Origin of the sequence: Bradyrhizobium sp. (assembly GCF_036735945.1) — a bacterium.
Taxonomy (GTDB): Bacteria; Pseudomonadota; Alphaproteobacteria; order Rhizobiales; family Xanthobacteraceae; genus Bradyrhizobium.
Map to the genome: position 1 here is coordinate 1 of NZ_DAINNI010000131.1, position 13,253 is coordinate 13,253.

At 64.1% G+C, this 13,253-nt stretch carries 16 protein-coding genes; 9 read left to right on the forward strand and 7 right to left on the reverse strand.

Annotated features, from left to right (window positions below; all coding sequences use genetic code 11):
* The coding region (prfA, locus tag V7E26_RS25630; RefSeq protein WP_324421708.1) for a peptide chain release factor 1 at window positions 1-714 on the forward strand (714 nt) is incomplete at its 5' end.
* Between the two features lie 15 nt (window positions 715-729).
* On the opposite strand, the gene V7E26_RS25635 is transcribed toward prfA, so the two are convergent.
* A complete protein-coding gene (locus tag V7E26_RS25635) occupies window positions 730-1,293 on the reverse strand; it encodes a MarR family winged helix-turn-helix transcriptional regulator (protein ID WP_442893480.1) in 564 nt (187 codons plus the stop codon).
* Between the two features lie 47 nt (window positions 1,294-1,340).
* Window positions 1,341-1,874 carry a hypothetical protein gene (locus V7E26_RS25640; protein WP_324421710.1) on the reverse strand — a complete coding sequence of 178 codons (534 nt, stop codon included), beginning with the start codon at window positions 1,872-1,874 and terminating at the stop codon, window positions 1,341-1,343.
* Between the two features lie 322 nt (window positions 1,875-2,196).
* Here V7E26_RS25640 and V7E26_RS25645 point away from each other — a divergent pair, with 322 nt between their 5' ends.
* The 4 genes from V7E26_RS25645 to V7E26_RS25660 all read left to right on the forward strand — a co-directional run bounded on the left by V7E26_RS25645 (window position 2,197) and on the right by V7E26_RS25660 (window position 7,099).
* Entirely contained in the window at window positions 2,197-3,543 is a 1,347-nt protein-coding gene (locus V7E26_RS25645; protein WP_324421712.1) for a substrate-binding protein, read from the forward strand.
* A gap of 102 nt (window positions 3,544-3,645) precedes the next feature.
* Complete coding sequence (locus tag V7E26_RS25650) at window positions 3,646-4,521, forward strand: branched-chain amino acid ABC transporter permease (protein ID WP_324421714.1); 876 nt, start codon at window positions 3,646-3,648, stop codon at window positions 4,519-4,521.
* Between the two features lie 11 nt (window positions 4,522-4,532).
* Complete coding sequence (locus tag V7E26_RS25655) at window positions 4,533-6,404, forward strand: branched-chain amino acid ABC transporter ATP-binding protein/permease (RefSeq protein WP_324421716.1); 1,872 nt, start codon at window positions 4,533-4,535, stop codon at window positions 6,402-6,404.
* Window positions 6,401-7,099 (forward strand): ABC transporter ATP-binding protein, encoded by a 699-nt coding sequence (locus tag V7E26_RS25660; RefSeq protein ID WP_324421718.1) that lies wholly within the window; start codon window positions 6,401-6,403, stop codon window positions 7,097-7,099. The genes V7E26_RS25655 and V7E26_RS25660 overlap by 4 nt, the downstream gene beginning before the upstream one ends.
* Before the next feature lie 15 nt (window positions 7,100-7,114).
* On the opposite strand, the gene V7E26_RS25665 is transcribed toward V7E26_RS25660, so the two are convergent.
* Complete coding sequence (locus V7E26_RS25665) at window positions 7,115-7,540, reverse strand: HIT family protein (RefSeq protein ID WP_324421720.1); 426 nt, start codon at window positions 7,538-7,540, stop codon at window positions 7,115-7,117.
* Window positions 7,541-7,648: 108 nt separating this feature from the next.
* On the opposite strand from V7E26_RS25665, the gene prmC reads away from it, so the two are divergent.
* The gene (gene prmC, locus V7E26_RS25670; protein ID WP_324421722.1) at window positions 7,649-8,524 is read left to right on the forward strand and encodes a peptide chain release factor N(5)-glutamine methyltransferase; all 876 of its coding nucleotides are present in this window, start codon (window positions 7,649-7,651) and stop codon (window positions 8,522-8,524) included.
* Between the two features lie 255 nt (window positions 8,525-8,779).
* Here the strand turns inward: prmC and V7E26_RS25675 are convergent, their stop codons facing one another.
* On the reverse strand, window positions 8,780-9,094 hold the full coding sequence (locus tag V7E26_RS25675; RefSeq protein WP_324421734.1) for a hypothetical protein: 315 nt from the start codon (window positions 9,092-9,094) through the stop codon (window positions 8,780-8,782).
* Between V7E26_RS25675 and V7E26_RS25680 the strand changes: the two genes are divergently transcribed.
* Window positions 9,017-9,781, forward strand: a complete 765-nt coding sequence (locus tag V7E26_RS25680) for a DUF4167 domain-containing protein (RefSeq protein ID WP_324421724.1) — start codon at window positions 9,017-9,019, stop codon at window positions 9,779-9,781. The genes V7E26_RS25675 and V7E26_RS25680 overlap by 78 nt on opposite strands.
* A gap of 89 nt (window positions 9,782-9,870) precedes the next feature.
* On the opposite strand, the gene V7E26_RS25685 is transcribed toward V7E26_RS25680, so the two are convergent.
* Window positions 9,871-10,644: a methyltransferase domain-containing protein gene (locus V7E26_RS25685; RefSeq protein WP_324421726.1), complete on the reverse strand. Its 774-nt coding sequence runs from the start codon at window positions 10,642-10,644 to the stop codon at window positions 9,871-9,873.
* A gap of 122 nt (window positions 10,645-10,766) precedes the next feature.
* Between V7E26_RS25685 and gloB the strand changes: the two genes are divergently transcribed.
* Window positions 10,767-11,534, forward strand: a complete 768-nt coding sequence (gene gloB, locus V7E26_RS25690; protein WP_324421727.1) for a hydroxyacylglutathione hydrolase — start codon at window positions 10,767-10,769, stop codon at window positions 11,532-11,534.
* Window positions 11,534-11,968, forward strand: a complete 435-nt coding sequence (locus tag V7E26_RS25695) for a cupin domain-containing protein (RefSeq protein WP_324421729.1) — start codon at window positions 11,534-11,536, stop codon at window positions 11,966-11,968. The genes gloB and V7E26_RS25695 overlap by 1 nt, the downstream gene beginning before the upstream one ends.
* An 83-nt stretch (window positions 11,969-12,051) precedes the next feature.
* Here V7E26_RS25695 and yddG read toward each other — a convergent pair whose 3' ends face one another.
* A complete protein-coding gene (gene yddG, locus V7E26_RS25700) occupies window positions 12,052-12,918 on the reverse strand; it encodes an aromatic amino acid exporter YddG (RefSeq protein WP_324421731.1) in 867 nt (288 codons plus the stop codon).
* 128 nt (window positions 12,919-13,046) lie between these two features.
* On the reverse strand, window positions 13,047-13,253 hold a 207-nt coding region (locus V7E26_RS25705), incomplete at its 5' end, for an SDR family oxidoreductase (protein WP_324421732.1).

The window sequence follows — 13,253 nt, forward strand, 5'->3', positions numbered from 1 at the left end:
GCCTCGCTGTTCGCCGGCGACCTGTTCCGCATGTATGAACGCTTTGCCGGCCTGCAGGGCTGGAAGGTCGAGGTGATCTCGGCCTCGGAAGGCACCGTCGGCGGCTTCAAGGAAATCATCGCCGAGGTGCAGGGCCGCGGCGCGTTCGCCAAGCTCAAATTCGAATCCGGCGTGCATCGCGTGCAGCGCGTGCCCGACACCGAAACGCAGGGCCGCATTCACACGTCAGCGGCAACGGTGGCGGTGCTGCCCGAAGTGGAGGATGTCGACGTCGACATCAAGAACGAGGACCTGCGGATCGAGACCATGCGCGCGCAGGGCGCCGGCGGTCAGCACGTCAACAAGACGGAATCGGCGATCCGCATCACGCACATTCCGACCGGCATCGTCGTGATGATGCAGGACAGCCGCTCGCAGCACAAGAATCGGGCGTCGGCGATGAACATCCTGCGCTCGCGCATCTATGACGCCGAGCGCCAGCGCGTCGATGCGGCGCGCTCCGCCGACCGCAAGGAGAAGGTCGGCTCCGGCGACCGCAGCGAGCGCATCCGCACCTATAATTTCCCGCAAGGGCGCGTCACTGATCACCGTATCAACCTGACGCTCTACAAATTGCCGCAGGTGATATCAGGCGAAGCGCTGGGCGAGTTGATCGACGCGCTGACCACCGAGCACCAGGCGGCGCAGCTCGCCGCGCAGGGCGCCGCGGCCTGAACGACGGTGGCGCTCTCAGCGCCCACCGGATCGGAATGACCGCAGGATCTTGCCCAGGGCCGGGCTCGCGGCGCGCAGCTCCGTCAGGTGGATCCACGACAGCGCCTGCAGTTTCTGCTCACCTTTGGTCGTCAGATTGACGAGCACCCGCCTGGCATCGGACGGATCGACACCCCGGCTGATCAGCTTCAGCCTTGCCATCCGGTTCATGAGCTCAACCGCCGTGTGATGCCGGATCAGCAGGAAGCGCGCGACCTCGCCGACGCTTGCGCCCTCCTGGCCGGCAAAGCCCTTGATCGCGAGCAAGGCCTGATGCTGCTGCGGCGTCAGGCCTGCGCGCTGGGCCGCAGCCTCGCTGAAAGCAAGAAAGGTGCGCAGCTGGTAGCGAAACTGCGCGAGCGCCTCGTAGTCGGACTTGCGCATCCCGCTGCCTGAGCGTTTAACCGCCGTCGGCACCCGGCGCCGGCTCTTCCGCTTCGACTGCACCATCACCGCGCCTTCCGCCTCGACCCCGCCGCCCGGCTGCGGGCGAGCAGCATCAAGGCTAGCAAGGTCGGTGGAGGGGAACCAACCGCTCAATGCGCGGGATGCACAGCTATCCGCCGCGTGCGGGCGGCCCGATTGGCCTATTCGAAGCCGGAAAGCAGGATCTTGACGAGGATGATCTGAAACTCGACGGGAATGCGCATGCTCTTCCGCCGTATCGACCGCTGCAACGCGCCGACAATCTCGTCGCTGGTCAAGGCGCCTGCCGACGAACTGGCGACCAACCCCGCCCACATCTCGGACAACGATCGAGCTCGCGGAAGCGACGGCTTGATCGTCACGCCGCAGCCCTGCGCCCATTCGATGATCTCGCGCGTCGTGTGCGGTCCGCAGTTGCGCGCAACCGCGAGACGTTCGGCGGTCACCGCGAGCAGCAGCTCGCGCGACGGAGACCATGCCCCTCCTGGCGGTTGCTCGCCGGTCAGCTCGACTGCAAGCTCCTTGAGAACGTTCTGCGCGCGGACGCTCAGCGTCTTCATCGGCAGAGGCGTCGGCCTGGATTGACCTGACATCGCCGGCGGCGCGCGCCGGCCGGCTTTCCGGGTGCGCACGTCAGTCGCGTGGAACGCCTCGCCGAGTTGCGGCGCGGCACGTCGGCCGTCTGGTTTCGGCACAGGCAACTCCGCGTTCTTCGGCCGGGACTGCCACGTCCCGGCACCCGCTGTTGTCGTTTTCCGCGCCATCTCGCCTGATCAATCTACCGGGGTCAAATACTCATAAAGACTAATATATATCGTACTACGATATGTTTTTGCGGGACATTTTCCGCCGTTCGACCAAAGGCGCGATTGACAGCGGATCGTCACAAGCAAAGCCTGCATCCGGAGTTACACGGGGATGTGACGTGCCCGACGTCCCGGCCATCGCGGCCGGATGACGCCGGACGGGTCGCGCCGTGTCCGCAGACAAGAAACGCCATTCGGGAGAACAACCATCATGAAGGACAATCTGATCCGCCGTGGCCTGGACCTCGGCATCTCGCGCCGCCGCCTGCTGCAAAGCGGCGCGGGCATCGTCGGCGGCTCGCTGCTGCCGGCGATGCCGGCGTTTGCCGAGGACAAGCCGGCGATCGGCACCTATCCGGCGGGCACCTCCGGTTCCTCCGTCTTCATCGGCATTTCCGTGCCGCGCACCGGAACCTACGCCGTGCAGGGCGAAGACGAGCTCAAGGGCTATCAGCTCGCGATCGAACACATCAACTCCGGTCACGATCTGATCAAGAAGATCTCGCCGAAGACCAGCAAGGGCGTGCTCGGCAAGGAACTGAAGTTCGGCGTCGCGGATTCCGCCGCGAAACCCAACGAAGCGGTCCAGGCGCAGCAGCGCTTCATCAGCGAGAACAAGGCGATCATGATTACCGGCGGCACGTCGAGCGCGGTCGCCGTTGCCCTGAACAAGCTCGCGCAGCGCGAGAAGGTGCTGTTCGTATGCGGCATCTCCGGCTCGAACGACACCACCGGCAAGGACTGCGTCCGCTACGGCTTCCGCCAGAACTTCTTCGGCCAGACCGCGGCTGCGGCGATCGGCCCGGTCATGGTCAGGGAGTTCGGCAAGAACAAGAAGGCGGCCTACCTCACGCCGGACTACACCTACGGACACACCGTCACCAAATCGATGCAGGATTTCCTCGCGACCGCCGGATGGACCACCGTGACCAATCAGGTCGCGCCGCTCGGTGCTCCCGACTATTCCTCATATCTCCTGAACGTCGCTAATTCCGGCGCCGATGTCCTGATCAACGTCAACTGGGGACACGATGCCGTGTTGTCGACACAGCAGGCCAAGCAATTCGGCGTGCTCGACAAGATGAAGCTGGTGGTGCCCTACCAGGTGCCGTTCATCGCGCGCGAGACCGGCGGCCTGATGCAGGGCGTCTACGCCGCCACCGACTACTGGTGGACCGTCGAGGACAAGTTCCCGCTCGCCAAGATGTTCAACGAGACCTTCGAGAAGAAGTACGGCTACAAGCCGGAATGGGGCGCCGAGAACGCCTACATCAGCTTCGCGCATTGGGCGCGCATGGCCGAAGAAGCCGGCAGCTTCAATCCGCCCGACATCATCAAGGTCTACGAGAAGGGCGAAACCCTCCCCTCCTTCGTCGGCGACGTGCACTACCGCAAGGAAGACCATCAGTGCGTCCGCCCGGTCATCATCGTCAAGGGCAAGATGCAGAAGGACATGAAGAACAAGGAAGACTACTACGATGTGGTCGAGATCGTCCCCGGCGAAGGCCTGATGCAGAAGGCGGACGCCTTCGGCTGCCGTCTCGGCGACTATAGTTGAGCGTGGAAACTTCGGGACGCCGCAGGCAACACTCCCTGCGGCGTCAACTTTTTTTTGCGCACCCACGCTCCCATTGCCAATCTGAAACCGTGATCGCATCTCATGATTAGTTGGCCCAATCTTGTTTCACAGCTTTTCAACGGGCTCGCCCTCGGCGCATTGCTGGCGCTCATCAGTTCCGGCCTGACGATTATCTACGGCACGCTCGGCGTACTGAACCTTGCTCACGGCGCGATGTTCATGATCGGCGGCTACGCCGGCTTTGTCGCCTATCAATACACCGGCTCATTCATCGTCGCGGTGATCGCGGGCTCGCTCTTCGTGATGATCCTGGGCGTGGTGATGGAGCGCGTCATCATTCGCCACTTCTATCATCGCCCGCACGAGGACCAGCTGCTCGTCACGTTCGGACTGGGCATCTGCTTCGTCGAGATCGTGCGGTTGATCTTCTCGAGCCAGTCGCAGGTGATGCCGCCTCCGGCGCTGTTCCAGGGCATCACCAATCTCGGCTTCATGTTCTATCCGACCTACCGGCTCGCCGTGGTCGGCATCGTCGCCGCCGCGCTCGGCGCGCTGTTCCTGATTCTCTACCGGACGCGGCTCGGCATGATCGTGCGCGCCGGCATCGAGGATTCGGTGATGGTGGATTCGCTCGGCATCAACGTCTATCGCGTCTTCATGATCGTGTTCGGCATCGGCGCGATGGCCGCAGGATTTGCCGGCATCATCAATGCACCGGTGGTCTCGCTGACGCCCGGCGTCGGCGACGACATCCTCGTCGAGACCTTCGTGGTGGTGGTGATCGGCGGCGTCGGCTCGTTCCCGGGCGCCATTCTCGGCGGGCTGATCGCCGGCGAGATCATCAGCGTCACCTCCATGTTCAACCCCGGCTACGCCTATGTGATGCTGTTTGCGGCAATGACGATCGTGCTCGTGGTACGGCCGCATGGACTGCTCGGTGTCCAGGGCCGCGAGTAAGTGATCCATTGATGCTCAAGCAACGCCCCTATTTGATCGAGACGCTGACGGCCATCGGGCTGATCGCGGCGCCCTTCGTGCTGCCCCATCTCGGCTTCGCGCCCAACACCGTCAATCGCATTCTGGTCTGGGGCCTGTTCGGCCTCGGCTTCGATATCCTGTTCGGCTTCACCGGGCTGTTGTCGTTCGGCCAGTCCGCATTCTACGGCACCGGCGGCTTTGTCGCGGCCTATCTGCTGACCCGCACGGGCTTCAGCAGCGTTCTGGGCGCGCTCGTCATCGGCATGATCGCCGCCGCCGCGACCGGCTACCTGATCGGCCTGATCGCCTTGCGCCGCACCGGCATCTATTTCGCCATGATCACGGTCGCGATCGCCGAGGTGTTCTACTTCGTCGAGTTCAATCCGTTGTCGGACTTCACCGGCGGCGAGAACGGGCTGCCGGGCGTCCCCACGCCGAGCTTCAATCTCGGCTTTACGACGCTGCATTTCACCAACGGCTGGTCGCTCTATCAGTTCATCGCGCTGTGCTACCTGATCGGGGTCGTGATCGCGCTCAGGATCGTTCGCTCACCGGTCGGCGCCATCTTCAGTGCCATCAGGGACAATCCGCTGCGCGCCACCGCGGTCGGTCACAATATCCATGGCTACAAGCTGACCGCCTTCGTGATCGCCGCCGCCTATGCAGGCTTTGCCGGCGGCCTGCTCGGCGTATTGCAGGCCTTCATGCCGCCGGATGCATTCACGTTCGAAACATCCGGCCAGCTCGTCATGCAGACGGCGATCGGCGGCCGGGGCACGCTGTTCGGGCCCCTCGTCGGCGCCGCCGTCTGGCTCTTCCTCCAGGATTTCCTGCAGGCAGCGATGGGGCTCGGCGCGGCCTGGAAGCTCGTGCTCGGCGTGGTCTTCGTGCTGCTGGTTTGCTTCCTGCGCGGGGGCATTATCGGCGGCCTTATCGATCTGGTCGGCTGGCTAAGGGGCAAGCGCTCGAAGGCTTTGGCCGAGGACGTACCATCCGTCCCTGCCGTCGAGATCGGACAGGAAGCAACCGAGCCCGAGAAGAAATCCGGCCTGGTGCCGATAACCGCGGGGAGCGTGAGGCACGACGACGAGCGCATGGGTCCGATCCTGGTGGCCCGCGGCCTCACCAAACGCTATGGCGGGCTCGTCGCCAACAGCGATATCGACTTCAGCGTCAATCACGGCGAGTTGCGGGGGATCATCGGCCCCAACGGCGCCGGCAAGTCGACCTTCTTCAAGATGCTGACCTGCGAGATTCCGCCGACCTCGGGTCAGATCGTGTTCGAGGGCCGCGACATCACGGGGATGCGCGTCGCCGACGTTTGTCAGCTCGGGCTCACGAAGAGCTACCAGGTCAACCAGCTCTTCGCCGGATTGACCGTTCGTGAGAACCTGACGATCGCCGCGCTCGCCAAATTGCGCGGCAAGTTTCGCCTCGACCTGTTCCGCAAGCTCGACGGCGTGACGGGACTGCGGGAGCAGGTGGAGCACACGCTTGCCCTCGTCAATCTGACAAGGCGGGCCGACACGCCGGTGGCCGAGCTCGCCTATGGCGAAAAGCGCCGGCTGGAGATCGGACTGGCGCTTGCGACCTCGCCCCGGCTGCTGCTGCTGGACGAGCCTCTCGCCGGCATGAGTCCGCGCGAGCGGATCGAGACTGTCAGGCTGCTGAAATCGATCGCGCGCGACCGCACCATGATCATCATCGACCATGACATGGATTCGCTGTTCGAACTGGTCGAGCGTGTGACGGTGCTACAGGAGGGCCGGGTGCTGCTCGACGGCACGCCTGAGGAAATCAAGACCAACGCCGCGGTACAGGAAGCCTATCTCGGCGGCGTTCACGGAGAGATCGCCGCATGAGCCTGATCGAGGTCAATGGCCTGAACAGCTACTACGGGGACTCGCACATCCTGTTCGACGTCGACCTGCGGGTGGAGCGGCATGAGGTGGTTGCGCTGCTCGGCCGCAACGGGGCCGGCAAGAGCACGACGCTGAAGAGCCTGATGGGCGTCGTGACGCCCCGCAGCGGCTCCGTCAGGTTCGAGGGCATCGAAATCGCCGGACGCAAGAGCCACAAGATCGCGCAGGCCGGCATGCAGCTCGTTCACGAGGAGCGCCGCATCTTCGGCAGCCTGAGTGTCGAGGAAAACATTGTCATTGCCGGCATCACGGCCAGGGACCGCTGGCCGCTCGAACGCATCTACGAAATGTTTCCGCGACTGAAGGAGCGGCGCAACAACCGCGGCACCGAGCTTTCCGGTGGCGAACAGCAGATGCTGGCGATCGCGCGGGCGCTGGTTCGCGACCCCAAGATCATCCTGCTGGATGAACCCTTCGAGGGGCTCGCGCCCGTCATCGTCCACGATCTCGTGAAAGCCTGCCGCGACCTCGCCGCTGCCGGCCAGACCATCGTGCTGGTGGAGCAGAATCTCGCGGCCACGCTGGCGCTGGCACAGCGGATCTACATCATCAACAACGGTCATGTCGTCCACGAGGGACCGTCCCGGGAACTCAAGGCGCAGCCGGAACTGCTGCAGCGCTACCTCGGCGTCTAGCTCGGAAGCTCGCGGTCAGCCACCGAGCGCGGCGACCATCCGCCTGGCGTGATCTGCGAGGATTGCGGGATCTTCCTTGCGCGTCTGCGGCGGCAGCAATTCAATTCCGGCTTTCACCGGCATGACATGCATGTGCAGGTGGAACACCACCTGGCCGCTGGCAGCCTCGCTGAATTGCTGGATGATGATTCCTTCCGCGTCGAACGCCATCATCGCCGCGACCGCGATGCGCCGGGCCATCCGGGCGACTTCGGCAAGGTCATCATCGGCAATATCAAGGATGCCGCGCGCCGGCGCCTTGGGAATGACCAGCGTATGGCCGGGCGAGCGCGGCATGATATCGAGAAACGCAAGGGCGCGTTCGCTCTCGTCGACCTTGAAGCACGGAATCTCGCCGCGCAGGATTTTGGCGAAGACGTTCTGATCGTCATAGGCCGTCATGGTCTTTACCGAGCCTCTCTAAACGAGATCGATCAAACGCGACAAGGTCCGTTGACGCAAGCATGCGGGCCGGCCTATCCACGATGGCAGGCGAGACAGGCACATCTGGTGACGGAATCAGGACCAAGCATCGAGAGCGCGCGGCGGAAGCTGGCAGCGCAATTGAAGTCGGCCGGTGACGATGAGGCCGAGATCGACGCACGCATTCTTCTGGGGGCCACGCTTGATCTCGACCTCACCGGCATGATCGCGCAGGCGAACCGCCTGCTGACCTCGACCGAGGCCGCGCGGTTGACCCAATTTGCGGGGCGGCGGATCGCTGGCGAGCCGGTTGCCCGCATCATCGGCGAGAAGGAGTTTTGGGGCCTGCCGCTGCAACTGTCGTCCGCGACGCTGGTGCCGCGGCCCGATACCGAGACGGTGGTCGAACTGGCGCTGGACCTGCTGCGCGCCGGCGGTGACCTCGATCGTCCGTTGCGGGTAGCCGATCTCGGCACCGGCTCCGGCGCAATCCTGCTGGCGCTGTTGTCGGAGCTGCCGGCGGCACAGGGTTTCGGCACCGACATTTCAGAAGACGCCTTGAAGACTGCCGCAGCAAACGCGGCGCGCGCGGGACTGTCGAATCGCGCGACATTCGTGGCGTGCGACTATGCCAGCGGACTGGCCGGCCCATTCGATCTGATCGTCTCCAATCCGCCTTACATTTGCTCGGCCGATATCGCCGGCCTGGCGCGAGAGGTCAGGAATCACGATCCGCTGGTCGCGCTCGACGGCGGCGCGGATGGCCTGGATGCCTATCGGGCGCTGATCCCGCAGGCCGCAGGCCTTCTGGCATCGGGCGGCGCCCTGGTCGTGGAGGCCGGTGCCGGCCAAAGCAGCCAGATCCAGGCCCTGATGGCGGCGGCAGGGTTAACGTCCGGTACCGCCCCAAGGGCCGATCTGGGGGGCATTCCGAGGGCCGTCGCGGGCCACAAAATCGCCTGATAAAGTCCCCCGGGAACGCAAAAAAACCCCTTGGAATATTCCCCGGGAGCGACTACGTTCCGGCCACAACATCGGTCCAGGGCGGCCGGCCCCGTAATGCGATACGGTGAGGTCGGCATTCTCGAAATGAGAGCCCTCCGGGTGAAAGGTTCCAAAACGCAGGTCGAATCGAGCGCAATGACGGAAGTGTGCTGCTCTCGACTGTAAAGCGAACGAAAGCCTGATATTGCGCTTGAAGACTTACGCAACAGCCGGTCACGCGAAGCCGTCACGCAAGACGATTAGGCTGGTTTTGGCAGGCTGAACGATTTGATCCGGTGCGCGGATAAACGTGGCCGGTTGGGGAACGCGTCTTTGCTGAACGCGATGGTTGGCAAAATCGGTGACATGAATCTGAACGGCATCGTGATTCGGTGCGCTTTCGCGCGCGCCGTGCCGGCTCAGGCTATCAAGGCAACTGCATAATTTCAGGGCTGGAATAAAAGGCGAGACATGAGAAACGGTCAGAACAACAAGCGGATGCGTAATCGGAATAACAATAATAACAACAACCAAAACCGGCGCGGTCAAAACCCGATGACCCGGGTGTTCGAATCGAACGGACCCGATATCAAGATCCGCGGCACCGCCTCGCACGTCGCCGAAAAATACGTCCAGCTGGCACGCGATGCGCGCTCCTCCGGCGACCCCGTTGCGGCCGAGAATTACTACCAGCACGCCGAACACTATTTCCGCCTGATCGCCGCCGCGCAGGAGCAGTTCCGGCAGAACCAGCCGCAGCCGCGCGCCGACACCGAGATGCAGCCGACGGAAGATGTCGAAGACGAAGGCGAGAGCTTCTCGCATTTCGGCCAGGAGCCGGGCTTCGTGCCGCAGCAGCCGCAGCCCTATATGCGCGACAACAGCCAGCGCGAGCGCGGCGATAACCAGCCCTATCAGCGCGACCAGCAGCAGCCGCGCGAACATCGTGGCGAGCGGGACCGCGGCGACCGCGAGCGCGAGCGCGAGCACCGTCCGCAGCCGCAATATCAGCCGCAGCCCCAACCGCAGCCGGTGATTGCCGACGCCGGCGGCGTCGATCGCCTGCCCTCCTTCATCACCGGCCCGCAGCCGCAGGTGAACGGCGGACCCGGCGGCTATGAAGAGGGCGGCCGTGGCGAGCGTTTCCCGCGCCGTCGCCGCCGGCCGCATGGCCCGCGTCCCGACATGGCCGCGCCGGCCGCCCCGAGCGAAGATTTCAATCCGGGGAATGAGTAGGCGATTCGCTCAATGCCGCAGGGTGGGCAAATCGAAGCGTGCCCACCGACATCCTTACAACGATCACGAATGAGATGGTGGGCACGGCGCTACGCGCCTTTGCCCACCCTTGATTCCGAAAGCTTGTCGCGCGTCGCCGTCGAGGACGGCACCAGCACCGGCTCCAGTGACGGAATCAGCCGCGTGCGCTCGCGGCCTGCCGGGATCGCGCGATAGACCTGCTTGGTCGCTTCCACGATGTGGACGCCGGCGAACGGCAGCGACAGCGCGGCGCCGACGCGCTCCCACGCCATCGCCGAACGCAAGAACCAGCTATTGCCGACCGGCGGCAGAAACAGCGCTTCGCCCCACGACGCCGGCGTGAACCAGGTCTGCCGCAGCAGCTGCGTGATCTGCGCGCGCGAATAGGGCCGGCCATGGCCGAACGGCGTATTGTCGGTGCGCGTCCACACACCGCGCCGGTTCGGAATCACCGCGATCAGCCGCCCGGACGGCGACAGCACGCGCCACACCTCGCGCAGCAGCCGCTCCGGATCGTCGGACATCTCAAGCGAATGCACCAGCAGGATCCGGTCCACCGCCGCATCCGGCAGCGGCATCGAGAACTCATCGATCAGGGTGGCCAGCGCGGGCCGGCCCGTCGGCCATTTCAGGACGCCCTGCGCCGCCGGCATGAAGGCGATGCAGCGTTCGGCATCTTCGCGAAACAGACCGAGATAGGGCGTCGGATAGCCGAGCCCGAGCACACGCTGCCCCGCGGCATCGGGCCAGCACGCCTTTAGGCCGCGATTGATCAAAAGCCGCGCCACGATGCCGAGGCGCTGCGAATAGAAGTCGCGGAGGTCGATGACGTCGATGGTCATGGGCACAATCGTATCACACCGTGTTTCATTGCGGCGCACCGAAAATGGCATTGCCGCGCAAGCGTTAACGCCATATTTCTTGGGAATTATCAGGGCTTAACGCGTCAAAGCACGGAGTTGTCATGGCCGCGGAAATTCGCACATTCAACTGTCTCAGCGACAATTTCGGCTATTTGATCCACGATCCCGCGACCAAAGCGACCGCATCGATCGATGCGCCGGAAGCCGGCCCGATCATCAAGGCGCTGGAGCGCGAAGGCTGGACGCTGACCGATATCCTGATCACGCACCACCATCACGATCATGTCGGCGGCGTCGCCGAGCTGAAGCAGAAATACGGCTGCCGCGTCGTTGCCCCGCATGACAAGTCGACCAGGATCGCCAATGTCGATCTGCGCGCCGCCAACGGCGACGTCATCAAGGTCGGCAGCCTGCTGGCGCGGGTGCTGGAAACGCCGGGCCACACGCTCGATCACATCTCCTACGTGTTCGATAACGAAAAGGCGGTATTTGCCGCCGACACGCTGTTCTCGATCGGCTGCGGCCGCGTGTTCGAAGGCACCTATCCCATGATGTGGGATTCCCTGTTGAAGCTGCGCGCGCTGCCTGACGACTTCAAACTCTATTGCGGCCATGAATATACCGCCTCCAACGTCAGATTCGCGCTGACGGTCGAGAGCGACAACCCGACGCTGAAGGCCCGCGCCGAGGAAGTGACGCGGCTGCGCGCCGAGAACAAGCCGACCATCCCGGTGCTGCTCGGCGAGGAGAAGAAAGCCAACGTGTTCCTGCGCGCCGACGAGCCGTCGGTCGCGGCGGCGCTGCACATGAAGGGCGCAGGCGCCGACAAGGTGTTCGGCGAACTGCGCGAACGCAAGAACAAATCCTGATGGTTCTTTCGGCAGAAGCAGCCGACATCATCGCGCGGCTTGATCTCAAGCCGCATCCCGAAGGCGGCTATTATCGCGAGACGTTTCGCGACGAAGCTGCGGACGCGGACGGTCGCTCGCGATCGACCGCGATCTATTTCCTGCTGGCGCGCGGCGAGCGCTCGCATTGGCATCGCATCGACGCCGTCGAAGTCTGGCACTATTACGCGGGCGCAACGTTGACGCTGCAAATCGCTGACGATACCGGGCAGCGCAGCGTGACGCTCGGCGCCGATCTCGCAGGCGGCGAAACGCCGCAGGCGATCGTTCCGCCGTACGCCTGGCAGGCGGCGGAGAGCAGTGGCGACTGGACGCTGGTCGGCTGCACCGTGGCGCCGGCATTCGAGTTCGCGAAATTCGAGCTGGCGCCGAAGAGCTGGGAGCCTCCACGCTGAAGATGTCGTAGGGTGGGTTAGCCGAAGGCGTAACCCGCCATCTATCGTAGGCATCGGTGGGTTACGGCTTCGCCTAACCCACCCTACTTCCTCATCACCATATCCTTCGCTGCGATCAATCCGCCGCCGGCAATCAGGATCGCGGCGATCGCGATCGTCGCGGTCGGTTGCGCATATCCCGCCAGAATCAGGAAAGCGGTCGAGAGCAGCGGCGTCGCATAGGACGCGGCGCCGAGCACGCGGATATCGCCGCGCTTCATGCCGATGTCCCAGACGAAGAACGCTGCTCCCACGGGACCGACGCCGAGCGCGACGATGGCAAGCCACTGCCCTGTTGTCTCCGGCCACACCGTGGTCTCGACCATGCTGTGAACGAGCGCGGCGAGCAGCGCGGTGGCGAGGCAGAAGCCGGCCACCGCATCGGTCGGCACCGCCTTGAGCTTGCGCGACATCACCGAATAGGCCGCCCAGACAAAGGCGGCGACGAATGCCGCGGCGAGCCCGGGAATCTGTCCGGGCGCGAAGCTCGCGCCGTTGCCGGCGAACAGCAGCACGGTGCCCGCAAGTCCCAGCAGCGCGCCGATGATGTGATGCGGCGCCAGCCGCTCACCCGGCAAGAGCGAGGAGAACAGCACGATCAACAGCGGCCACAGATAGTTCAACAGCCCGGCTTCCGCCGGCGGTGCAAAGCGCAGCGCGAGAAAATACAGCGCATGATAGCCGAACAGGCCGCCGACGCCGACCACCCAGGCGACCAGCGGCTGCTTTAACGCTGCAAAGGCGGACGGACGAAACAGGAAACTTGCAAACGCGACCAGCGCCCCGATCGCAAACGTCATGGCGGCAAGCTGAAACGCCGGTATCTTGCCGGTCGCGACCGTCAACACGGACAGTAGCGACCACATCAGGATCGCGGTCAGTCCTGTCAGCGTGGCGGTGCGGGGATTCATGAGAGCGTCATTGCGAGCGAAGCGAAGCAATCCATCTTTTTGCTTACATAGCGGAAATGGATTGCTTCGTCGCTAACGTTCCCTTGCGCAAACGCTCCGCGTGTGTCGCAGGCAATGACGAAAATCGATCAGACCATGTACTGGCCGCCGTTGATCGTCATCGTCGAACCGGTGATGCCGCCCGCTTCGTCGGCGGCGAGGAACACCACGGCGCGGGCGATTTCCTCGGGCTCGCCGAGGCGATTGACCGGGATCAGCGGCAGGATGCTCTTTTCCAGCACCTCCTTCGGCACCGCCTGCACCATCTCGGTGTTGATGTAGCCGGGGCAGATCGC

Coding starts and splice junctions, on each gene's coding strand:
- V7E26_RS25645 (WP_324421712.1), top strand. CDS start 2,197: ATGAAGGACAATCTGATCCGCCGTGGCCTGGACCTCGGCATCTCGCGC.
- V7E26_RS25650 (WP_324421714.1), top strand. CDS start 3,646: ATGATTAGTTGGCCCAATCTTGTTTCACAGCTTTTCAACGGGCTCGCC.
- V7E26_RS25655 (WP_324421716.1), top strand. CDS start 4,533: ATGCTCAAGCAACGCCCCTATTTGATCGAGACGCTGACGGCCATCGGG.
- V7E26_RS25660 (WP_324421718.1), top strand. CDS start 6,401: ATGAGCCTGATCGAGGTCAATGGCCTGAACAGCTACTACGGGGACTCG.
- V7E26_RS25665 (WP_324421720.1), bottom strand. CDS start 7,540: ATGACGGCCTATGACGATCAGAACGTCTTCGCCAAAATCCTGCGCGGC.
- V7E26_RS25680 (WP_324421724.1), top strand. CDS start 9,017: ATGAGAAACGGTCAGAACAACAAGCGGATGCGTAATCGGAATAACAAT.
- V7E26_RS25685 (WP_324421726.1), bottom strand. CDS start 10,644: ATGACCATCGACGTCATCGACCTCCGCGACTTCTATTCGCAGCGCCTC.
- gloB (WP_324421727.1), top strand. CDS start 10,767: ATGGCCGCGGAAATTCGCACATTCAACTGTCTCAGCGACAATTTCGGC.
- V7E26_RS25695 (WP_324421729.1), top strand. CDS start 11,534: ATGGTTCTTTCGGCAGAAGCAGCCGACATCATCGCGCGGCTTGATCTC.
- yddG (WP_324421731.1), bottom strand. CDS start 12,918: ATGAATCCCCGCACCGCCACGCTGACAGGACTGACCGCGATCCTGATG.